Consider the following 20,595-nt stretch of genomic DNA (forward strand, 5'->3'; position numbering starts at 1 on the left):
TGGCCTCGTCTGCATCCAGCTACGGTGAGTTGTCTGTGCCTCGGCAAGCTAACTGTCGTGTCAGCACGGCATCTGTCGTCCAAGGTGTGACTGGCCCCGACAGTCGGCCACTCTTCACCGTCGGTGGTCACGTTTTCCTGGCTACTTGACCAGCGAGGCACGGGGGCATCGAGAGGCTCAGCAATGACTGTCCTTGCCTCCGAGGCGGTCACCCGGGCCGTCGGGCACGCCTCGTAAGCTCGGCCCATGACTGATCAGACCTGGGTTGGCGTTCGGGAGCGCGTGCGTGCGCTCGGGGTGAGTCCGGCGGGTGCCGGGGTGTTCGGTTCGCGGGGGCACCGGTTCGCCTTGGACGAGCAGCTGACCTCGGCAGAGGTGGCTGACCTCGAGGCCCAGATAGGTGTTGTCCTGCCCGAGGAGTACCGCGGGTTCCTTCTCCAGGTAGGAGCTGGCGGCGCTGGCCCAGCGTATGGCGTCTTTCCTGTCCGGCGGATCCAGAGCCGCTGGCGTTGGGAAGGAGATGGCGCCGACCTCACGGATCTGTCCAGGCTGGGCGAACCCTTCCCCCGGCAGGGCCCGGACCCGGAGCACGTGAGGGCGCTTCTGGAAGAACGGCCGGAGGAGGACGATTTCGAGGAGATCGAGGACTTCGACGACGCCATCGAGTCCTGGGACGAGCGATGGGAGCCCGTGATGTTCTCACCGGACCGCACGGTAGGCGCCGTCGTGATCTCGCACCTGGGCTGCGCCGCCCGCCAGTGGCTGATCATCAGCGGTCCCGAGCAGGGGCGGATCTGGTCCGACGACCGGGTGGACGACGAGGACCTCACTCCGTTGCTGGACGAGCGCGGCGAGCCGATGACGTTCGCTCGCTGGTATCTGACGTGGCTCGATGAGAGCGAACGTCGGCAGCAGCAGGCCAGCCCTTCATAGCGCTTGCTTGCCAAACGATCACCAGCCGCCAGATACCTCGCTGATTCAGCGCCAGTTGTCGTGCTGATCTGAGCAGAGACCTGCACGTCAAGTTGGGCTGCGCTGAGTTCGGTGGAGTCCCGGAAGTCGGGGTTGCGGTCCTGGCGTGAGGGGAACCACGTGCTGTGCCAGCGCCGGGCAGATACCCGGGGAGTTCTGTGAGCGTGCGATCCGTGAGGTCCGTACGGCGGGCCGCCCGGTCGTGCGCGTCGTGCGGGACCTGGGTGTCCACCAGGAGGCCCTGTGCCACCGGGTCTGCCGGGCCGAGGCGGACGCCGGAGAACGCGACGACCGGCTGGCCGGTGACGGGCTCGGGGAACTCCGGCAACTCGGCGGGAGAACGGGGAGTTGCGGCGGGCGGGTGAGATCCTCAAGTCCGCCGGCGTGTTTTTCGCCCGGGAGACCGGCCGTCTCCGGACGGGGCCGGGCAGGTGATCGACTATTTGCGTGACGGTTTCGGGGCCGGTCCCGTCTGCCGGGTGCCGGGCCTGTCGCCGTCGGCCTGTTTCGCCCGTGGGCAGCGGCCGGTGTCCGCCCGCCGGCTGCGCGACGGACAGCTCATGCCGCTGATCGTCCAGGTCCACGACGGGTCCGGGCCGCCTGCGGTGCCCGGCGGGTCACCCGCGCGCTCAGGCGCAAGGGTGCCGGGGCCGCCCGGTGCACGGCCGGGCGCCTGACGGCCGAGCCCGGCACCGAGGGCGTCATCCGCGGCCGCCGGCGCCGCACGGCGGTCCCGGAGCCGGCCGCGCCCAGGCCGCCGGACCTGGTCAGGCGGGACTTCACCGTCGAGCGGCCCGACCAGCTATGGGGGGCGGACATGACGTATGTGCGGATCTGGTTCGGGTGGGTCTGCGTCGCGTCCGTCCCGGACGTGTTCTCGCGGACGATCATCGGCTGGCAGGTCGCCGGCCACATGCGCACCGAACTTCCTTTGGACGCGTTGGAGATGGCGCTGTGGCGGCGGAGGGCCAAGAAGGGCTCCGGGCTGATCCACCACAGAGACAGGGGGCGCCATACGTGTCCGTTCGCTACACCGAGCGGCTCGCCGAGACCGGTTCCGCCGCATCGGTCGGATCCATCGCCGACTCGTACGGCAATGCGATGGCCGAGGCCCTGAACGGCACCTTCAAGGACGGACTGATCGAGATGTAGAGCCCTTGGACCGGGTTCGGCCGGGTCGGGCGGGCGATCTTCCAGCGGGTCACGTGGGACAACGAGGAGCGGCTCCACTCCGCCCCCGGCTACCTGCCGCCGGCCGAATACGAACGCGACTACTGGTGAAGCCAGGAAGCCATTCCGCAGTCCGCCTGAACACGCGATCACGGACTCCACGGAACTCGGTGCAGCTCACCCGCACCGGCGAACCGGCCCCCCCCACGGAAGGAACCCCCGGTGATCGTCTGGCTCAACGGCCCCTTCGGCGGCGGGAAGACCACCCTCGCCGCCACCCTACGGAGCGAGCTGCCCGGGGCCGTCCTGGTCGACCCGGAGGAGGTCGGCTTCCTGCTGCGCCAGGTCTTCCCCGGCAAGTACGCCGACTTCCAGGACAACCCGGCCTGGCGCCCCCTCGTCGCCGAACTCGCCGTCCGCTGCCACCGGGAGAACGACGCCGGGCCGGTGATCGTCCCGATGACGCTGCTGCGCCGGGACTACGCCGCCGAGATCCACCACGCCGTCCGCGCCGCCGGCGTCCCGCTGCACCACCTGCTGCTGCACGCCGACCCGGACACGGTCCGGGCCCGCATCGACGCCGGTGCCGAGTTCCCCGGGGACGAGGAGCGCAGCGAGAGGGTCCGCGCCTTCCGGCGCGGCAGGCTGCCCCGCTACGCCGAGGCGTACCGGGGGTGGCTGGCCGCCGCCGCCGACGTCATCGACACCACCCGCCGCACGCCCCGTCAGGTCGCCGACCGGGCCCTGGAGATCCTCGGGGCGTTGCCCGGCCGTGCGCCACAGCCCCGGGAGGAGTCGGCATGATCGACGGTTGGACCACGCTCTCGTCGACCGTCCAGTACCGGGGAGTGCGGCTGGTGGTGCGCCGTGACGCGGTCCGGCGGGCCGATCGGAGCACGGGGACCTACGAGTTCACGGAGTCCGTCGACGGGGTGCGGGTCGTGGCGCTCGACGGGTGGGGGCGGGTCGCACTGGTGGAGGAGGACGTCTACGCGTGCGGGCAGCGGTTGCTGATGTGTCCCGGGGGAGGGTGCGAGCCGGGGGAGGAGCCTGCGGCGGCGGCGCGGCGGGAGCTGGCGGAGGAGGCCGGCGTCCGGGCCGACCGGGTCGAGCCGTTGACGGCGATGTGGCGGATGCCCGCCGGTGCGCGCACCCGGGAGCACCTGTACCTCGCCACTGGTCTGACCGTCGGGGAGCACCGCCGGGAGGCGAGCGAGGCCGACATGGAGTTGCGCTGGGTGCCCCTGCCGGAGGCGGTGGCCATGTGCGCGGACGGCCGGATCACCGAGGCGGGCACGCTCGCCGCCGTCCTGCTGACGTCGCGGCGCACGGCCGCCCCCGGCTCGCCCGCCGGTGGCGCGGCTCGGGGGTGACGGCGGCGCGGGGCGAGGGGGCGCGGATGCCCTGGACTTACCAGGACGCCCGACTATAGGGTCGAGGGCAGGTCCGCGGTGTCAGGGAAGCCGGTGCGAGTCCGGCACGGTCCCGCCACTGTGACCGGGGAGTCCGTCCTCGTGGGCGAGGGCCACTGGCAGCCAGCCGGGAAGGCCGGGGGGCGGGCGTCGATCCGGGAGTCAGGATACCGGCCGCGGGTGATCCGTGTTTTCCACGAGGATGGAGACGACACGCCATGACCCCGGGCTGCTCCCGCACCACCGGTGCGCCACCCGGCCACGTGCCGAAGTCCGTCGGGGCCCAGATCCCCTGACGGAGTGTCAGGTCGCCGCGTCCGCGCGGTGGCCGCACCGCCGCGCGACCGCCCCCGCCGGCGGCCTCCACTCCTCCCCTCCGCACCACCCGGGACGGGAGAAGGAGCCGATGGTACGAGAACTCGCCCCCCGCGTGGCCGGCAAGCCGGTCGCCGGCACCCCCGGGGACCTCCGGCGCGGCCTGGAGGCGGTGGGGTTCGCCGTCGCCGTCCCGGCCGAACTCGGCCGCCGGGCCGCCGAGTTCGGCCGCCGAGTTCGGCCGCCGACTTCGCCCGGGGCGAGGCCGCCGGACCGGACTTCTCCGCGATCATCCACGCCCTCCGGAGGGGCGGCCCGCCTGACGCGCGGGGCAGCGTACGGAGCAGAGCAGGCAGAGCAGGAAGAGGGACACGTCGCACCATGGCACCACCCGTCGGGCGCAAGGTCTTCGCCCACGCGAAACTGCGGCGGCTGCGCCGCGAGCACGGCATGAACCAGGTCGAGCTGGCGCACGAGCTGGGCCTCTCGACCAGCTACCTCAACCAGATCGAGCACAGCCGGCGGCCCCTCACCGCCGCGGTGCTGCTGCGGATCTCCGAAGTCTTCGGCGTGGAGCCGGAGTTCTTCTCCGAGGCGGAGGAGGAACGGCTCGCCACCGACCTGCGGGCCGCCCTCGCCGACGAGGCGTGCGGCCCCGCGGTCGCGGCGGAGGAGGTGGTGGAGGCGAGCCGGAACCATCCGGACGTCGCCCGGGCGCTGGTCGCGCTGCACCGCCGCTACCGGGAGGCCGTCACCCGGGTCGCCGCACTCGACCACCCGGGGGGTGCCGCCGCGGCGCTGGTGCCCGCCGAACCCCACGACCAGGTACGGGACTTCTTCTACGCGCACCACAACCACATCGCGGTCCTCGACGCGGAGGCCGAACGCACCGCCGCCGCCCTCGCCGCGGACCTGACCGGCCGCACGGCCGCGCTGGTGGCCAGGTTCGGCGCCCGCCACGGGGTGCGGGTGCTGGACGCCGACCCGGGCGACCGGGCCGAGATGCGCCGGTTCGACCCGGCCGGCGGCACCCTGCGCCTGTCGCCCTGGCTGGCGGACGGCCAGCGGGCCTTCCAACTCGCCACCCAGCTCGCGCTGCTGGAACACCGCCCGCTGCTCGACGCCCTGGTCGCGGCGGCCGAACCGGCCTTCACCTCCGCGCAGGCCGCCGACCTGACCAGGATCGGCCTCGCCAACTACTTCGCGGGCGCCCTGCTGATGCCGTACTCCGCCTTCCACGCCGCCGCGGAGGAACTGCGCTACGACGTCGAACTGCTCCAGGCGCGCTTCGGCGTCGGCTTCGAGACGGTCTGCCACCGGCTGTCCACCCTCCAGCGCACCGGCCGGCGCGGCGTGCCGTTCTCGTTCCTGCGCGCCGACCGGGCGGGCAACATCTCCAAGCGGCAGTCGGCGACCGACTTCCACTTCTCCCGGCTCGGCGGCACCTGCCCGCTCTGGACCGTCTACGAGGCGTTCTCCGCACCCGGGCGCATCCTCACCCAGGTCGCCGAGATGCCCGACGGCAAGCGCTACCTCTGGATCGCCCGGACGGTGACCCACGGCGGCCACGGCCACCGCGCGCCCCGCAGCGAGTTCGCCGTCGCCCTCGGCTGCGAACTGCGCCACGCCCACCGCCTGGTCTACTCCGAGGGGATCGCCCTCGACCGGGGGCGGGCCGCCACCCCGATCGGCCTGGGCTGCCGGATCTGCGAACGGACCGACTGCGCCCAGCGGGCCCGCCCCCCGGCCGCCGGCCGGCTCGCGGTGGACCCGGACCGGCGCACCCGGGTGCCCTACCCGGTGACCGGCACCGTCCGGCGGCCCGGACCGTCGTAGCGGGCGAGCGGGCGGATCAGCGCGTTGTGGGCGAGCTGCTCGGTGATGTGGGCGGTCCAGCCGGTGATCCGGCTCATCACGAAGATCGGCGTGAAGGCGGGGGTGTCGAAGCCCATCAGGTGGTAGGCGAGGCCCGCCGGGTAGTCCAGGTTGGGGTGGATGCCCTTGCGCTCCAGCACCGCCTCGCGCAGGGCGGTGTGCAGGGCGGCCAGCCGGACGGCCCGGGGGTCCGCCGAGCCCTCGACCAGCCGGTCGAGGGCCGCCTGCATGATCGCGACGCGGGAGTCGCCGTCCTTGTAGACCCGGTGGCCGAAGCCCATGATCTTCCGTTCGGAGGCGAGTGCCCGGTCGAGCCAGTCCGCGGCCCGGGCCGGGTCGCCGATCTCCTCCAGCATGTGCATCACCGCCTCGTTGGCGCCGCCGTGCAGCGGGCCCTTGAGGGCGCCGATCGCGGCGGTGACGGCGCTGTAGAGGTCGGAGAGGGTGGAGGTGACCACCCGGGCGGTGAAGGTGGAGGCGTTGAAGCTGTGTTCGGCGTACAGCACCAGGGAGACCTCGAAGCAGCGCACCACCTCGGGGGAGGGGACGGTGCCGAAGCACATGTGGAAGAAGTTCTCGGCGTACCCCAGGTCCGGGTCCGGCGCGATGGGGGCCAGGCCGCGGCGGCGGCGCTGGTCGGCGGCGACCACGGTCGGCAGCTTCGCCAGCAGGTTCAGCGACTTGGCGAGGGCGGGGGCCGGACGGCCGTCGTCCTCGGTGGGGTCCTCCGCGCCGAAGAAGCTGACCGCGGTGCGCAGCACGTCCATCGGGTGGCAGGTCTCGGGCAGCTTGGCCAGCAGTTCGGCGGTGGTGCGGTCGAGCGGGCGCAGCGCGCGCTCGCGGGCCCGGAACTCGCGCAGCTGGGCCGGGTCGGGGAGTTCGCCGCGCCAGAGCAGGTGGGCGGTCTCCTCGAAGGAGCGGTGCGCGGCCAGCTCCTGGACGGGGTAGCCGCGGTAGGTGAGGGAGTTGGTCTCCGGGAGGACGGTGGAGATCCCGGTGGTGTCGACGACGACACCGGCGAGGCCGCGGTGGACCCCGGGCGTGGTGGCGGGCATGGGTGAACCTCCGGTGCGTCAGGTGCCGGGCGGCAGGGTGAAGTCGAAGACGGCCGAGTCGAAGGCCGCGTACTCCCGGTAGCCGAGCAGCTCGTACAGCCGGGAGCGGGTCTGCATCCGGGGCAGCAGGGACTCCTGGGTGCCCTCGGCGGCGATGGTCCGCAGGCCGTCCTCGATCGCGCCCATCGCCAGGCGCAGCAGGGTGACGGGGTAGAGGGCGATGTTGTAGCCGAGGTCCGTCAGGGTGCGGGTGTCCAGCAGCGGGGTCCTGCCGAACTCGGTGAGGTTGGCCAGCAGCGGCACGTCCACCGCCGCGCGGAACGCCTCGTACTCGGAGAGGTCGGCCAGCGCCTCGGGGAAGACCGCGTCGGCGCCCGCGTCGACGTACGCCTTCGCCCGGTCGATCGCCGCGCCGAGCCCCTCGACCGCGCGGGCGTCGGTGCGGGCCATCAGCAGGAAGTCGGGGTCGCGGCGGGCGTCGACGGCGGCCCGGACCCGGCGGACCATCTCCTCCCGGGAGGTGACGGCCTTGCCGTCGAGGTGGCCGCAGCGCTTCGGGTTGACCTGGTCCTCCAGGTGGAGCCCGGCCAGCCCGGCGTCCTCCAGCAGTTGGACGGTGCGGGCGGCGTTCACGGGCTCGCCGAAGCCGGTGTCGGCGTCGATCAGCACCGGCAGGTCGGTGGCGCGGGTGGTCTGCTGGGCGCGCTGGGCGACCTCGGTGACGGTGGTGAGGCCGATGTCGGGCAGGCCGAGGTCGGCGGCGAGCACCGCGCCGGACAGGTACGCGGCCTCGAAGCCCAGGTCCTGGATCAGGCGGGCGGAGAGCGGGTTGATCGCGCCGGGCAGGCGCAGCAGCCGGCCGGAGGCGAGCTGTTCGCGGAAGGCCCGGCGGCGCTGGGCGGGGGTGGTGCGGGTGTGCAGCATCAGAACAGGCCCTTCGGCAGGGTCGCGTCGAAGGCGCGCACCGCTTCGGCGTCCACGGCCGGGAACAGCTCGCCGAGGTCGGCGGCCCCGAGTTCGGCGAGGCCGGCCGCGGCGGCGAGGAAGCGCTCCTGGTCGGCCGGGACGACGATCCCCTCGGCGAGGGTGCGGAACTTGCCCTCGTAGGCGGGCCGGTCGAAGGGCCGGGCGCCGGCCGGGTGGGCGTCGGCCACGCCCAGCTCGTCCTCGACGACCGAGCCGTCGTCCAGCGTGATCACCACGCGTCCGCCGAAGGCCCGGCGTTCCGGGTCGGGGTCGTGGTAGCGGCGGGTCCACTCCGGGTCCTCGACGGTGGTGACCTTCCGCCACAGCGCGACGGTCTCCGGACGTCCGGCCCGCTCGGGGGCGTAGGAGCGCTCGTGGTGCCAGCCGCCGTCCTCCAGGGCGACGGCCAGGATGTACGGGATCGAGTGGTCGAGCGTCTCGCGGCTCGCGGCGGGGTCGTACTTCTGCGGGTCGTTCGCGCCGGAGCCGATCACGTGGTGGGTGTGGTGGCTGGTGTGCAGGACGACCGAGCGGACCCGCTCCAGCGGGCCGGCCTTCCCGCGCAGCCGCCGGGCCAGGTCGATGACCGCCTGGGCCTGGTACTCGGCCGAGTACTCCTTGGTGTAGGTGTCCAGGATCGCGCGGCGCGGCTCGTCCGGCCCCGGCAGCAGCACCCCGTAGTCGGCGGACGGGCCGTCCAGCATCCAGGCCAGGAAGCCGTCCTCGCCCTCGTAGACCGGCGACGGCGAGGTCTCGCCGCGCATCGCCCGGTCCACCGCCTCGACCGCCGCCTTCCCGGCGAACGCGGGGGCGTACGCCTTCCAGCTGGAGATCTCGCCCTTGCGGGACTGCCGGGTGGCGGTGGTGGTGTGCACCGCCTGCTGGACGGCCTGGTAGGTGACCTCGGTCGGCAGCCGCAGCAGCGCCCCGAGGCCGCAGGCGGTGGCCGCGCTCAGGTGCGCGACGTGGTCGATCCGGTGCGCGTGCAGGCAGATGCCCTTGACCAGGGCGACGTGCACCTCGTACGCCGCGACGACGCCCCGCAGCAGGTCCGCGCCGGTGCGGCCGGTGTGCTGGGCGACGGCCAGCAGCGGCGGGACGTTGTCGCCGGGGTGGGAGTAGTCGGCGGCCAGGTAGGTGTCGTGGAAGTCGAGTTCGCGCACGGCGGTGCCGTTGGCCCAGGCCGCCCACTCCGGGGAGACCCGGGTGCCGCTGCCGAACACCGAGGCGCCCGGGAGCGCGGCCCGGTGCGCGGTGGCCTGGGCGCGGGCGACGGCGACCGGGCGGCGCAGCAGCGAGGCGACGGCCACCGCGGCGTTGTCGATCACCCGGTTGACGGCCGTGTCCGCGCAGGCCGCCTCCGGTTGCTCGGTGCCGGCGGCCACCTCGGCGAGCTTCCAGGCGAGTTGGTCCTCGCGCGGGAGGCGGTCGGCGCTGGGGTGGACACGGACGCGGTGCTCGATCACGGGACTCCTCGGAGGCGTCGGCGGCTGGGGTGCGCATGATCGAGACTGCCGGTCGGGCCGCGGGCGGTCCAGCAGGCCGAGCTGCGGAATCCGCACCCGGCGGACCGGTGAATCGGCGAATCCTGCGAAGAACCGGAGGCGCACCGCCGACCGGGGCGTCCGTCGGCGGGACGCGCGCGCCCTTGACCCGGCCTCCGGCGCCTCGCCATGATGGGCCGTCATGTTTCCCGACTCCGCCGTCGGGGGAAGTCCGGTCCGAATCCGGCGCTGACCCGCAACGGTAGGCCGTCGACGGCTGTCGACGGCGAGCCCGATCACCCGGTGGCGGAGGTGTACGTCCACTCCTCCCGTCGTGGTCTGCGGGCCGGAGCTCCGAGGGCTGAGCCGCCGCGCGCCACCTCCTCCGGGCCCCGCGCGCAGGTTCGGAAAGGCTCTCCATGACCGTGCTCCGCCGCCCCCTGCGCCTGCTCGCGATACCGGCGCTCGCCCTCGCGGCCACGCTCCCCGCGGCCGTCCCCGCCCGGGCCGCCCCCGCCCGGGCCGTCCCGCTCCCCGCCAGCACCGCCACCCTCCGGCCGGACGCCGCCGCCGCGGGCTGGCTGGCCCGCCAACTCGTCGACGGCGACCACTTCGAGACCGTCTTCGACGGCACCGCCTACCCCGACCAGGGGCTGACCGCCGACGCCGTCCTGGCCTTCGCCGCCGCCCACGGCTCCGACACGGCCGCCGCCCGCGCCACCGCCTGGCTCGCCAGGCCGGAGAACACCGCCGGCTACCTGGGCGACGGCACCACCGAGGCATACGCCGGAGCCACCGCCAAACTGCTGCTCACCGCCGAGGTCCGCGGCGAGAACCCGGCCGCCTTCGGCGGCGTCGACCTCCCGGCCCGCCTGCGCTCCCTCCGGACGGCCGCCGGCCGCTTCTCCGACCGCTCCCAGTGGGGCGACTACAGCAACTCCTTCGGCCAGTCCCTGGCCGTCATCGCCCTCACCCGCACCCCCGCCGGGGCCCCGGCCGCCGCCGTCGACTTCCTGGCCGGCAGCCAGTGCGCGGACGGCGGGTTCCCGGCCTCCTTCGGCCAGGCCACCTGCACCGCCGACCCGGACGCCACCGCACTCGCCGTCCAGGCCCTCGCCGCCACCGGACGCGCCGCGAAGGCCGCCGCCGGACTGAACTGGCTGAGCGCGCACCAGAACGCCGACGGCGGGTTCGCCGCGGCCGGGGCCACCGCCTCCAACGCCAACAGCACCGGACTGGCCACCCAGACCCTGCTGTCCACCGGACGCCCCGTGGCCGGGCTCAAGGGCTGGAGCGCCCTGGTCGAGCTCCGGCAGGGCTGCGCCGCCGACCCGGCCGTCCGGGGCGCGGTCGCCTACGACGCCACCGGCTTCGACCCGGGCAGCGCCGCCCGCGCCACCGCCCAGGCGGTCCTCGGACTGAGCGGCACCCCGCTGGTCGCCCTCTCCGCCCACGGCGCCCGCCCCGCCGCGCCCGTCCTCGCCTGCCCGGCCCGCTGAACGCCCTGACCGACTGGCCCCCGAAACCAAGGAGCACCCGCATGAGCGACACCCTCGCCCCCGCCCGTCCGGCCCGCCGCGTCCTCGGCTCGATCGCCGCCGCGACGGCGCTGACCGCCGGCCTGCTCGGCGTCTCCGCCGTCCAGGCCCCCCAGGCGCAGGCGGCGGCCTGCTCCGGCACCACCGGCGTCACTGTCGTGGTCGACTTCACCGCCCTCGGCGGCGGCATCCAGACCGGCTGCGCCCCGGGCGACCCGGCCAGCGGCCTGGCGGCGCTCACCGGCGCCGGGTTCTCGTACGCGTTCCACCCGCGCTACCCCGGCTTCGTCTGCACGATCAACAGCCTGCCGACGACCTGCACCAACCCCAGCGGCAGCGCGTACTGGTCGTACTGGCACGCCCAGCACGGCACCGCCTGGACCTACAGCAGCCTCGGCGCCGGGAGCTACAACCCGGCGCCCGGCGAGGTCGAGGGCTGGTCCTTCGGCGCCGGTGCGCAGCCGGGCATCACCGCGCCCTGAGCGGCGGAACGCCGGCGCCCGGTCCCCGGACACGGGGCCGGGGACGGGGCGCCGGACCGATCAGGGCGCGCTGGTCCGCCGCCGCCGCCGCCGTCCGACCAGCCGGTCGGCGAGCAGCCGGTCGGCGCGCACGACCGCGACCGAGGCGTCGAGCAGGCACTGCGGAACGCGTCGGCCCCCGGCCGGGGCCGGGCACACGTCGAGCACCGCCTGGCCGACCTCGCCGCCGTGGCCCTCGACCGACTCGAAGCCCCCGTCCGCAACCGGCTCCAGCACCCGCGGTACCGACCCGGCATCCTCGACGGTTCCACGGCCGGCACCGGCCCGAACCCCGACACCCCGAGCTCCCCTGACGGACCGAAGTCGGTCACGCTCGTGCAGGACCGAGCCTTCAGCCCACTCGTACCTGACGCTCGGGGCGGCCGGTCTCCGGGTCGAGGGCCACCACGAACACCTCGCCGCCCTCGGTGGTCAGCTTGATCCGGTCGGGTCCGTCCCACTGCGCCGAGGCCAGCGCGTTGTCGGGGGCGTCGCCGTTGAAGTAGCCGACCCGCCACCGCCGTGCGGTCAGGCCGGAGCCGGCGTCCACCGAGACCCACCAGAGCGGATCGATCACCGCGGTGCCCTCGTGGATCACCAGGCTGCGGTCGGAGCGGCCGGGAGCCGGCCGGTCCGCGGTCTTGTGCGGCGTGCTGCCGAAGCCGAGCAGTGCGAAGGGCGAGGCCAACAGGGTGCAGCCGAGGATCGGGACCAGCAGCAGTCTCCTGGTCTCTCGGGAACGGAACCCGATCAGGACGGCGAGGACGATCAGCACCAGCACTGCGGCACCGTACGCCGGCGGGTGGTGGAAGACCTCGACGAGCACCACCAGTCCGCCGTCCCGGGCGGCTTGAGCTGCGGCGTAGGCCAGTGCGACGAGCAGCATCGCCAGCGTGATCAGTCCGAGCGCGATCGGCCGTCGCCTGCGCCGCCACCAGCATGGCCGACCCGGGGGCACGCGCACCTGCGGAGGCGGTGCGGGCCGTGGAGGGTGGGGCGGCGCCGTGGTCTGCGGGGGAGGGGGAGGCGGACCCACTGCCCTCTGTGCCGCCTTGCCCTCGGACACCGGTGGCTCGGGGACCGGGTCCCTCGTTGCTCGACCGCTCTCGTCCACAGCCCCGCCCCCGGTCATGACACCCCGCCGAGTTGATCAACCTAGGGGGACAGGCTACGGCTCGGACCCGCCGATCCAACAGGGCTGACTTCGGTTCGTCAGGGGAGCTCGGGGCATGGGGGGTTCGGGCCGGTGCCGGCCGTGGAACCGTCGAGGGCGTCGGGTCGGTACCGCGGGTGCTCGAGCCGGTTGCGGACGAGGGGCTGATCTGCCGTTCCGTCCTCGTCGCGGGCCCCTTTTCGCCGCCTGCGGCGTGCTGGTGGGCGGCCGCCGCCCGGGTCGCGCGGGTCGGCTTTCGCTCGGGGTGCGCGGTCGGCGGGCATGCGGACTCGGGGTGCCGGAGAGCCCCGCACCGCTGCGCGTCAGCCCCGGATTCGCGCCGGGTTCCCCCGCGCGGCCAGCCGGGACGCTACCGCGCCGCACCCCGGTCCGCGAGCTGGCGCGGGCGACATGACGCCCCGTTGACTCCCCGTCGCGCACCATGGTCTGATGAACGGGTTTTTCACCCTCGGCAGTCAGGGGAAGCCGGTCCGAATCCGGCGCTGACCCGCAACCGTAGATCCGCCCCCACCGGGACGGATGAGCCGGAATGCCTGCGCCGAGGGGTTCGTCAGCAACAGATGCGTCGTCGCGGACTACGACGCGGTGCAGAGCGGCTTCCCCCTCCGGGCCCGGCTGCCACGCCGCCGTACTCCCGCCTCGGCCTACCACGGGGAGAGTCGCCGGTGAGGGTCAGCAACACGCTTACGAGCCACGGCCGCGGAGGCCGGCGGCGGACGGCCCTGGCCCTCACCTCCGCCCTCGCGGTCACCGCCGGCGCCACGCTCGTCCTCGGCCAACCCGGTCGGGCCGCGGCCGACCCGATCGAGGACTGCACGGCCACCACCGGCGCGATCGTCGCCGTCGACTCCGGCCACTGGGACGGCGGCGCCGTGCGCGGCTGCGACGCCCACCCCGCCACCGGCACGAACCCGCTGCACAACGCCGGGTCCACCACCACCGGCACCCGGCACGACGGCCCCGCCTCCGTCTGCCGCCTCGGCAGCAGCACCTTCGGCAACGGCGCCCAGTACCCGACCCCGGCCGAGGAGCCCTGCGTCGACGCTCCGCAGGCCGTCGCCCGGCAGAACGCGGACGCCGGCTTCGCCCCCGACGAGTGGACCCACGACTCCGACCCGGTCGCCACCGAACAGGCGATCCCCGGACCGGCCACGCCGAGCCCCCGGCCCGGCCGGACGCCCGACCTCGCCAAGGGCGGCGCCTACCTCACCGACCCCGTCCGCCTGCTGGACGGGCACTACTACGAGGCCTTCCCCGACTCCGGGTTCGCCGACTTCGGCCTCACCGTCGACGCCGCCTACGCGCTCGCCGCCACCGGCACCGACGACGCGGCGCTGCGCCGCATCGTCGACTTCCTCGACCGGCAGGGCAAGGACGGCAGCGAACGCACCGTCAACGACTGGACGGCCGTCGGCACCGAGTACGTCGGCGGCGGCTCCGTCGGCAAGGAGGCGCTGCTCGCCGAGATCGTCGGCCGCGACCCGCGCGCCTTCGGCGGCCACGACCTGATCGCCGCCCTCGACCAGGCCGTCTGCGACCACGCCGACACCGACAACGGCTGCGCCGCGCAAGGCAATTACCTCTGGGCCACCTCGGTCTTCTCCCAGTCGCTCGGCATCCTGGCCCAGTTGAGAGCCGACGACACCGAGCACGCCGCCGCGCCCGTCGCCTACCTGAAGGGCCTCCAGGCCGCCGACGGCTCCTGGCCCAGCCTGATCCCCGCCTCCGGCGACTCCGACGTGGACAGCACCGCGATGGCCGTCATGGCGCTCGCGCTCGTCCCCGGCGAAGAGGCGGCCCGGGCCGTCGACCGGGGCCTGGCCTGGCTGGCCGCCCAGCAGCTCCCGGACGGCGGCTTCCCCGGTGCGGCCGGCGACTCGACCAACTCCGCCGCCCTTGCCGTCCAGGGGCTGACGCTCCGCCAGTCCGCCTACGCCGAACGGATCGCCAGGGCCATCGAGTTCCTCGCGGCCGAGCAGAACGCCGACGGCGGCTTCAACGTCGCCTCCACCGGACAGCAGGGCTCCGACGTCCGGGCCTCCACCCAGGCGCTCGGCGGCGCGACCGGCCTCTCCTTCGGGACGCTCCACCGCGACCTCGACGGCACCGCGCCGACCGGCTCGCCGTCGCCGTCGCCGTCGCCGTCGCCGTCCCGCTCGGGATCGGCATCGCCGTCGGAATCGGCGTCCGCGTCCGCGTCCCCATCGTCGCTGTCGCCGTCGCCGTCGTCCTCGATGCCTGAGCGCCCGTCCGGGTCGGTTCCGGTCTCCGAGGTCCCCTCGTCCGGCACCGGCACCGGCGCGGGCGGCCTCCCGGTGGGCACCGGCGTCCCGGCGGGCGGCACCGGCCCGGACGGGCTGGCCTTCACCGGTACCGACGTCCTGGAACTGGCCGTTCCCGGCCTGCTGTTCGCCGCCGCGGGCGGTGCCGTCCTGGTCGCCACCCGCCGGCGCAACGCCCCGGCCGCGGGCAGGCACCGGTGATCCGCCGCCTCGCCGCGCGCGCCGCGTCCGTCTGCGCCGCCCTCGTCCTGGTCGGCCCGGGGCCGGGGGCGACCCCGGCCGCCGCCACGGCGCTGCCGATCGAGCAGTGCACCACCACCTCGGGCGTGGTGCTGGCGGTCGACTTCAGCCACTGGGGCGGTCCGCTGCTGCGTTCCTGCGGCACCACGCCGACCACCGGCTACCAGCTGCTCAACCAGGGCGGCTGGAAGACCACCGGCACCCAGCACGACGGCCCGGCCTTCATCTGCCGGATCGGCTACAGCGGCCACCAGGGCGGCACGCAGTACCCGACCCCGGCCCAGGAGAAGTGCGTCCTCACCCCGCCCGCCACCGCGTACTGGTCGTACTGGCACGCCGACCCGGGGCAGAACACCTGGTCCTACAGCCAGTTGGGGGCGATGAGCCACCACCCGGCGCCGGGCAGCGTCGACCTGTGGATCTTCGGCGGCACCGACCTCGACGGCACCGAGGGCCGCCCGGCCTTCTCGCCCGACACCGTCCGCGCCCACAACACCGCCCCCGGCGGCACCACCCGGACCGCCGCCCCCGAGCCGACCCCGCCCGTGGCCGGCGGCAGCAGCGGGGGCGGCAGTACGGGCGGCGGGACCGGAAACGGGACCGGGACCGGTGGGTCGTCGGGCGGCGGGACGGCCGCCTCCCGGCCGTCCGCCGACGGGCCCGGCGCCGAGCAGCCGGAGACGCAGGCGAGTCCTGCCGCGCCGTCAGCCACCGCCCCGGACAGCGCCGCCGCGCCCCGGCCGCCCGCAGACTCGCCTCCGCCGCCCTCCGGGGCCCCCTCGGCGGAGAGCGGCCGACCCGTCGCGGTGGACGCCGCACCCGCGGCCGACGCCCCGCACCCCTCCTCCGGTTCGATCGCCCCCGCGGTCACCGGCGCCGCCCTCGTGGTCGCCCTCGGCGCCGCCACGGCGGTCACCGCGCTGCGCCGACGCCGACGGGCGGAGTGATCCGGTGCCGAAGCTCGACCCGGCCGGTCCCGGCGGCGTACCGGGCGACCGCCGTATCCCGCGCGGCCGTATCCCGCGCGACCTGCACCCGTTCGCGTGGTGGATCTGGGCGCTCGCCATGGCCACCGCCGCCAGCCGCACCACCAACCCGCTGCTGCTGTTCCTGGTGCTCGCCGTGCTCGGCCACGTCGTCACCGCCCGCCGGACCGAGGCGCCCTGGGCGCGCGGCTTCACGTACTACCTGTGGCTGGCGCTGACCGTGGTGGCGATCCGGGTGGCCTTCCGCTGCGTCTTCGCCACCGGCGTCACCCCGGACGACCACCTGATCCTCACCCTGCCGCACCTCCCCACCCCCGCCTGGTACGCGGGCATCCGGATCGGCGGCCCGGTCTCGCTGGAAGCCGTGCTGTCCGCCGCCACCGACGGGCTGCGGCTGGCCTGCCTGCTGTGCTGCATCGGCGCGGCCAACACCCTGGCCAACCCCAAGCGCGCCCTGCGCGTCCTGCCGGGCGCGCTGTACGAACTGGGCGTCGCCGTCACCGTCGCGCTCAGCGTCGCGCCCCAGCTGGTGCAGAGCGTGCAGCGCGTGGTGCGGGCCCGGCGGCTGCGGGCCGGGCGCAGCAAGGGAGTTCGCGCCCTGCGCGGCATCGTCGTCCCGGTGCTGGAGGACGCGCTGGAGCGCTCGCTGCGGCTGGCCGCCGCGATGGACTCGCGCGGCTACGGCCGTTCCGGCACCGCCACCAGGGCGTCCCGCCGCCTCACCGGGGCGCTGATGCTGCTCGGCATGGGCGGCCTGTGCACCGGCATGTACGGGCTGCTGGACGGGACGGCCCCGGCCTGGCTGGGCCTGCCCGCGCTGGCGGCCGGGTCGGCGCTCTGCGTGGCGGGCCTGGCGCTGGGCGGTCGCCGGGTGCGGCGCACCACCTACCGGCCGGACCCGTGGCGGGGTGCCGAGTGGGGCGTGGCCGGTTGCGGGGTGGCAGCTGCCGTCCTGCTGTGCGTCACGGTCGGCTACGACGCCACCGACCTCAACCCCTCGCTCTACCCGCTGAGTTGGCCCACCCTGCCGGCCGTTCCCGTGCTGGCCCTGCTGATCGCCGCCGCGGCCGGGGTGCTCTCCCCGCCGCCCGGTCGGCGTCCGGCCCCCGCCGCCCCGTCCGGGCCGCGCAGCGCCGATCCCTCCACCGACATCGACCGCACGCACCCCGAGGTGGCCAAGTGATCAGCTTCGACCGGGTCTCCGTGGTGTACCACGGCGCGTCCGAGCCGGTCCTGCGGGACGTCGAACTGACCATCCCCGAAGGCGAGTTGTGCCTGGTGGTGGGCCGGACGGGCGCCGGAAAGTCGACGCTGCTGGGCGCGGTGAACGGCCTGGTGCCGCACTTCACCGGCGGCACCCTGCACGGCCGGGTGACGGTCGGCGGCCGGGACACCGCGCACCACCCGCCGCGCGAACTCGCCGACGTGGTCGGCGTGGTGGGCCAGGACCCGCCGGCCGGGTTCACCACCGACACGGTGGAGGAGGAACTCGCCTACGCGATGGAGCAGTTGGCCGTCCCGCCGGAGGTGATGCGCAAGCGCGTCGAGGAGACGCTCGACCTGCTCGGCCTGGCCGAGCTGCGGCACCGGGCGCTGCACGAACTCTCCGGCGGCCAGCAGCAGCGGGTCGCGATCGGCGCGGTGCTCACCGCGCACCCGCGCGTCCTGGTGCTGGACGAGCCGACCTCGGCGCTCGACCCGACCGCCGCCGAGGAGGTGCTGGCCGCCGTCACCCGGCTGGTGCACGACCTCGGCGTCACCGTGCTGCTGGCCGAGCACCGGCTGGAGCGGGTCGTCCAGTACGCGGACCGGGTGGTGTACCTGCCCGGCGACGGCACCGTCCGCGACGGCCTCCCGGCCGAGGTCTTCCGGGACACCGCGATCGCCCCGCCGGTCGTCGACCTCGGGCGGCTGGCCGGTTGGCGCCCGCTGCCGCTCTCGGTGCGCGACGCCCGCCGGGCCGCCGCCCCGCTGCGCGGGGAACTGGCCGCGCACCCCGTCCCGCCGCCGCGTCGCACCGGAGCCGTGGGCGGGACGGTGCTCACCGCCGAGCGGATCGTCGTGCGCCACGGCCCGGTGGTCGCCGTCCGCGAGGTGAGCCTCGACCTGCGGGCGGGCGAGGTCACCGCGCTGATGGGACGCAACGGCTCCGGCAAGTCCTCGCTGCTGTGGGCGTTGCAGGGTTCGGGGCCGCGCCAGGCCGGCACCGTCGGCACGACCGGCGCGTCCGGCGGGAAGCCCGTCGACCCCCGGCGGGTCTCCGCCGCCGAGGCGCGACGGCTGGTCGGGCTCGTCCCGCAGACCCCGACCGACCTGCTCTACCTGGACACCGTGGGGGCCGAACTCGCCCAGAGCGACCGGGACGCCGCCGCCCCCGGGCCGGGCACCCGCGCGATCCTGGACCGCCTCGCCCCCGGCGTCCCCGACGGCATCCACCCCCGCGACCTCTCCGAGGGCCAGAAGCTCGCCCTCGTGCTGGCGGTCCAACTCGCCGCCGCCCCCCGGGTCGTCCTGCTCGACGAGCCCACCCGGGGCCTGGACTACCGGGCGAAGGAGGCCCTGATCGGCGTGGTCGACCGGCTCGCGGCCGAGGGGCACGCCGTCGTGGTGTCCACCCACGACGTGGAGTTCGTCGCCGCGGCGGCCGACCGGGTGGTGGTCATGGCCGAGGGCGAGACCGTCGCCGACGGCCCCACCGCCGAGGTGATCACCGCCTCGCCCACCTTCGCCCCGCAGACCGCCAAGATCCTCGCCCCGCTGCCCTACCTGACCGTCCGCCAGGTCGGCCTGGCCCTCGACGCCGCGCGGGCCGCCCGGTGAGCGCCGCCCGGGTCGCCGTCCGGATGCCCGGCCGGGCCCGCCTCGTGGTCGCGCTGGCCGCCTTCGTCGGCCTGGTGGCCTTCACCTGGCCGTTCGTCGTCGCACCGGGCCGGTTCGGGTCCGCGTACGCGCCGCCGCTGATCTTCGGCGCGCTCCTGGTCCTGGTCCTCGCCGTCGTGGTCTCCGAGATCGCCTCCGGCGGCATCGACGCCAAGGCGCTGGCCATGCTCGGCGTGCTGTCCGCCGTCAACGCGGGCCTGCGCCCGCTTGGGGCGGGCACGGCGGGCGTGGAGACCGTCTTCTTCCTGCTCGTCCTGGCCGGGCGGGTCTTCGGCCCCGGCTTCGGCTTCACCCTGGGCTGCACCTCGCTGTTCGCGTCCGCGCTGCTCACCGGCGGCGTCGGCCCGTGGATGCCCTACCAGATGTTCGGCTGCGCGTTCGTCGGCCTGCTCGCCGGTCTGCTGCCCCGGCTGCGCGGCCGGGCCGAGGTGCTGCTGCTCGCCGGGTACGGGGCGCTGTCCGGCTACCTGTTCGGCCTGCTGCTGAACCTCTCGTTCTGGCCCTTCTCCCTCGACCCGCACAGCTCGATCGCCTACCTGCCCGGCCTGCCGTTCACCGAGCAGTGGCACCGCTACCTGCTCTTCGACCTGGCCACCTCGCTCGGCTGGGACACCGGACGCGCCGTCACCACCGGCCTGGCCGTCCTGGTCGCCGGCCCGGCCGTCCTCGCCGTCCTCCGCCGGGCCGCCCGCCGCGCCGCCTTCGAAGCCCCGGTCTCGTTCGAAGCCCCGGTCCCGTCCACTGCCCCGTCCGCCCCGGCCGCGTCCGCCCCGGCGGAGCGGCCCCGCCGGTGACCGACCTCCCCGCGACCGCGGTCCCGGCACCGGCGGGGCCCGCCGGGTCACCCCGCCGGGTGCGGGTGGAAGCCCCGGCCGCTCTTGCGGCCGAGCAGCCCGGCCTCGACCATCCGGGACAGCAGCGGGGGCGGGGCGTACAGCGGCTCCTTGTACTCGTCGTACAGGGAGCGGGCGATGGCCTCGACGGTGTCCAGGCCGATCAGGTCGGCCAGGGCGAGCGGGCCCATCGGGTGGGCGCAGCCGTGCACCATGGCGGTGTCGATGTCCGCGGCGTCCGCGTGGCCGGCCTCGGCCATCCGGATCGCCGAGAGCAGGTAGGGGACCAGCAGGGCGTTGACGACGAATCCGGCCCGGTCGCGGGAGCGGACGACGTGCTTGCCCAGCACGTCCCGGGCGAAGGTCTCCACCCGGTCCAGGACGGCCGGCGCGGTGTGCAGCGAGGCGACCAGCTCGACCAGCGGCATCACCGGCGCGGGGTTGAAGAAGTGCAGGCCCAGGACGTACGGGGCACGTCCGGTGGCGATGCCGAGCCGGGTGACCGGGATGGCCGAGGTGTTGGTGGCCAGCACGGCGTCCTCGGCGGCCAGCACCTTGTCCAGGACGCCCAGCACCCCGGCCTTGGCCCGCTCGTCCTCGACGACCGCCTCGACGACGAGCTGCCGGTCGGCCAGGGCGTCGAGGTCGTCGGCGAACAGCAGGTGCGCCCAGGCGTCGGTGCGCTGCTCCTCGCCGATCCGGCCGCGTTCGACGGCCCGGTGCAGCGAGCGGTCGATGCGGCGGCGGGCGGCCCGCAGCGCCTGCGGCCCGTGCTCGCAGACGACGGTGTCGAGTCCGGCGCGGGCGAAGACCTCGGCGATGCCGGAGCCCATCTGTCCGGCGCCGACGACGGCGACCCGGCGGATGTCGTTCATGCGGAGGCCCCTTCGGG

At 75.1% G+C, this 20,595-nt stretch carries 18 protein-coding genes, 1 pseudogene and 4 riboswitches; of the genes and pseudogenes, 13 read left to right on the top strand and 6 right to left on the bottom strand.

Features of this window, described 5'->3' with window-relative positions; genetic code table 11:
* Positions 1 to 246 precede the first annotated feature (246 nt).
* The 6 genes and pseudogenes from ACIP60_RS06515 (at position 247) to ACIP60_RS06540 (ending at position 5,705) form a co-directional block, all read left to right on the top strand.
* The gene (locus tag ACIP60_RS06515; RefSeq protein WP_400680697.1) at positions 247 to 933 is read left to right on the top strand and encodes an SMI1/KNR4 family protein; all 687 of its coding nucleotides are present in this window, start codon (positions 247 to 249) and stop codon (positions 931 to 933) included.
* Positions 934 to 1,789: 856 nt separating this feature from the next.
* A pseudogene (locus tag ACIP60_RS06520) lies at positions 1,790 to 1,933 on the top strand (IS3 family transposase); the annotation flags it as partial.
* 56 nt (positions 1,934 to 1,989) lie between these two features.
* Positions 1,990 to 2,124: a hypothetical protein gene (locus ACIP60_RS06525; protein ID WP_400681599.1), complete on the top strand. Its 135-nt coding sequence runs from the start codon at positions 1,990 to 1,992 to the stop codon at positions 2,122 to 2,124.
* Between the two features lie 240 nt (positions 2,125 to 2,364).
* A complete protein-coding gene (locus ACIP60_RS06530) occupies positions 2,365 to 2,946 on the top strand; it encodes an AAA family ATPase (RefSeq protein ID WP_400680699.1) in 582 nt (193 codons plus the stop codon).
* Positions 2,943 to 3,515, top strand: coding sequence for an NUDIX domain-containing protein (locus ACIP60_RS06535; RefSeq protein WP_400680702.1), 573 nt, complete (start codon positions 2,943 to 2,945; stop codon positions 3,513 to 3,515). The genes ACIP60_RS06530 and ACIP60_RS06535 overlap by 4 nt, the downstream gene beginning before the upstream one ends.
* A 59-nt stretch (positions 3,516 to 3,574) precedes the next feature.
* A riboswitch (cobalamin riboswitch) is annotated at positions 3,575 to 3,748 on the top strand.
* A 502-nt stretch (positions 3,749 to 4,250) separates the two neighbouring features.
* Entirely contained in the window at positions 4,251 to 5,705 is a 1,455-nt protein-coding gene (locus ACIP60_RS06540) for a short-chain fatty acyl-CoA regulator family protein (RefSeq protein WP_400680703.1), read from the top strand.
* Here ACIP60_RS06540 and ACIP60_RS06545 read toward each other — a convergent pair.
* From ACIP60_RS06545 to ACIP60_RS06555, 3 genes are read right to left on the bottom strand one after another with little or no spacing between them, the layout of a single operon-like run.
* Entirely contained in the window at positions 5,663 to 6,799 is a 1,137-nt protein-coding gene (locus ACIP60_RS06545; protein WP_400680706.1) for a bifunctional 2-methylcitrate synthase/citrate synthase, read from the bottom strand. The two genes, ACIP60_RS06540 and ACIP60_RS06545, sit on opposite strands and share 43 nt — an antisense overlap.
* 18 nt (positions 6,800 to 6,817) lie before the next feature.
* Positions 6,818 to 7,723, bottom strand: a complete 906-nt coding sequence (gene prpB, locus ACIP60_RS06550; RefSeq protein WP_400680707.1) for a methylisocitrate lyase — start codon at positions 7,721 to 7,723, stop codon at positions 6,818 to 6,820.
* Positions 7,723 to 9,231, bottom strand: coding sequence for an MmgE/PrpD family protein (locus ACIP60_RS06555; RefSeq protein WP_400680708.1), 1,509 nt, complete (start codon positions 9,229 to 9,231; stop codon positions 7,723 to 7,725). The genes prpB and ACIP60_RS06555 overlap by 1 nt, the downstream gene beginning before the upstream one ends.
* A 207-nt stretch (positions 9,232 to 9,438) precedes the next feature.
* Positions 9,439 to 9,572, top strand: a riboswitch (cobalamin riboswitch).
* 96 nt (positions 9,573 to 9,668) lie between these two features.
* On the opposite strand from ACIP60_RS06555, the gene ACIP60_RS06560 reads away from it, so the two are divergent.
* Complete coding sequence (locus tag ACIP60_RS06560; RefSeq protein WP_400680709.1) at positions 9,669 to 10,748, top strand: prenyltransferase/squalene oxidase repeat-containing protein; 1,080 nt, start codon at positions 9,669 to 9,671, stop codon at positions 10,746 to 10,748.
* A 41-nt stretch (positions 10,749 to 10,789) separates the two neighbouring features.
* On the top strand, positions 10,790 to 11,269 hold the full coding sequence (locus tag ACIP60_RS06565) for a hypothetical protein (RefSeq protein ID WP_111552223.1): 480 nt from the start codon (positions 10,790 to 10,792) through the stop codon (positions 11,267 to 11,269).
* Between the two features lie 60 nt (positions 11,270 to 11,329).
* Here ACIP60_RS06565 and ACIP60_RS06570 read toward each other — a convergent pair whose 3' ends face one another.
* Positions 11,330 to 11,545 carry a hypothetical protein gene (locus ACIP60_RS06570; RefSeq protein ID WP_400680713.1) on the bottom strand — a complete coding sequence of 72 codons (216 nt, stop codon included), beginning with the start codon at positions 11,543 to 11,545 and terminating at the stop codon, positions 11,330 to 11,332.
* A gap of 115 nt (positions 11,546 to 11,660) precedes the next feature.
* Complete coding sequence (locus tag ACIP60_RS06575) at positions 11,661 to 12,194, bottom strand: hypothetical protein (RefSeq protein WP_400680715.1); 534 nt, start codon at positions 12,192 to 12,194, stop codon at positions 11,661 to 11,663.
* Positions 12,195 to 12,739: 545 nt separating this feature from the next.
* Positions 12,740 to 12,812: riboswitch (cobalamin riboswitch) on the bottom strand.
* Positions 12,813 to 12,900: 88 nt separating this feature from the next.
* Positions 12,901 to 13,039, top strand: a riboswitch (cobalamin riboswitch).
* A 108-nt stretch (positions 13,040 to 13,147) separates the two neighbouring features.
* Here ACIP60_RS06575 and ACIP60_RS06580 point away from each other — a divergent pair.
* From ACIP60_RS06580 to ACIP60_RS06600, 5 genes are read left to right on the top strand one after another with little or no spacing between them, the layout of a single operon-like run.
* Positions 13,148 to 14,965, top strand: coding sequence for a prenyltransferase/squalene oxidase repeat-containing protein (locus tag ACIP60_RS06580; protein ID WP_400680717.1), 1,818 nt, complete (start codon positions 13,148 to 13,150; stop codon positions 14,963 to 14,965).
* Entirely contained in the window at positions 14,962 to 15,951 is a 990-nt protein-coding gene (locus ACIP60_RS06585; RefSeq protein ID WP_400680718.1) for a hypothetical protein, read from the top strand. The genes ACIP60_RS06580 and ACIP60_RS06585 overlap by 4 nt, the downstream gene beginning before the upstream one ends.
* A gap of 55 nt (positions 15,952 to 16,006) precedes the next feature.
* On the top strand, positions 16,007 to 17,173 hold the full coding sequence (locus tag ACIP60_RS06590; RefSeq protein WP_400681555.1) for an energy-coupling factor transporter transmembrane component T: 1,167 nt from the start codon (positions 16,007 to 16,009) through the stop codon (positions 17,171 to 17,173).
* A complete protein-coding gene (locus ACIP60_RS06595; RefSeq protein ID WP_400680720.1) occupies positions 17,170 to 18,810 on the top strand; it encodes an ABC transporter ATP-binding protein in 1,641 nt (546 codons plus the stop codon). Before ACIP60_RS06590 ends, ACIP60_RS06595 begins: the two co-directional genes overlap by 4 nt.
* A gap of 23 nt (positions 18,811 to 18,833) precedes the next feature.
* Positions 18,834 to 19,664, top strand: a complete 831-nt coding sequence (locus tag ACIP60_RS06600; RefSeq protein WP_400681558.1) for an ECF transporter S component — start codon at positions 18,834 to 18,836, stop codon at positions 19,662 to 19,664.
* 47 nt (positions 19,665 to 19,711) lie between these two features.
* On the opposite strand, the gene ACIP60_RS06605 is transcribed toward ACIP60_RS06600, so the two are convergent.
* Positions 19,712 to 20,578, bottom strand: a complete 867-nt coding sequence (locus tag ACIP60_RS06605) for a 3-hydroxybutyryl-CoA dehydrogenase (protein WP_400680721.1) — start codon at positions 20,576 to 20,578, stop codon at positions 19,712 to 19,714.
* Positions 20,579 to 20,595 lie beyond the last annotated feature (17 nt).

The organism is Kitasatospora sp. NPDC088783 (assembly GCF_044750705.1).
GTDB lineage: Bacteria > Actinomycetota > Actinomycetes > Streptomycetales > Streptomycetaceae > Kitasatospora > Kitasatospora fiedleri.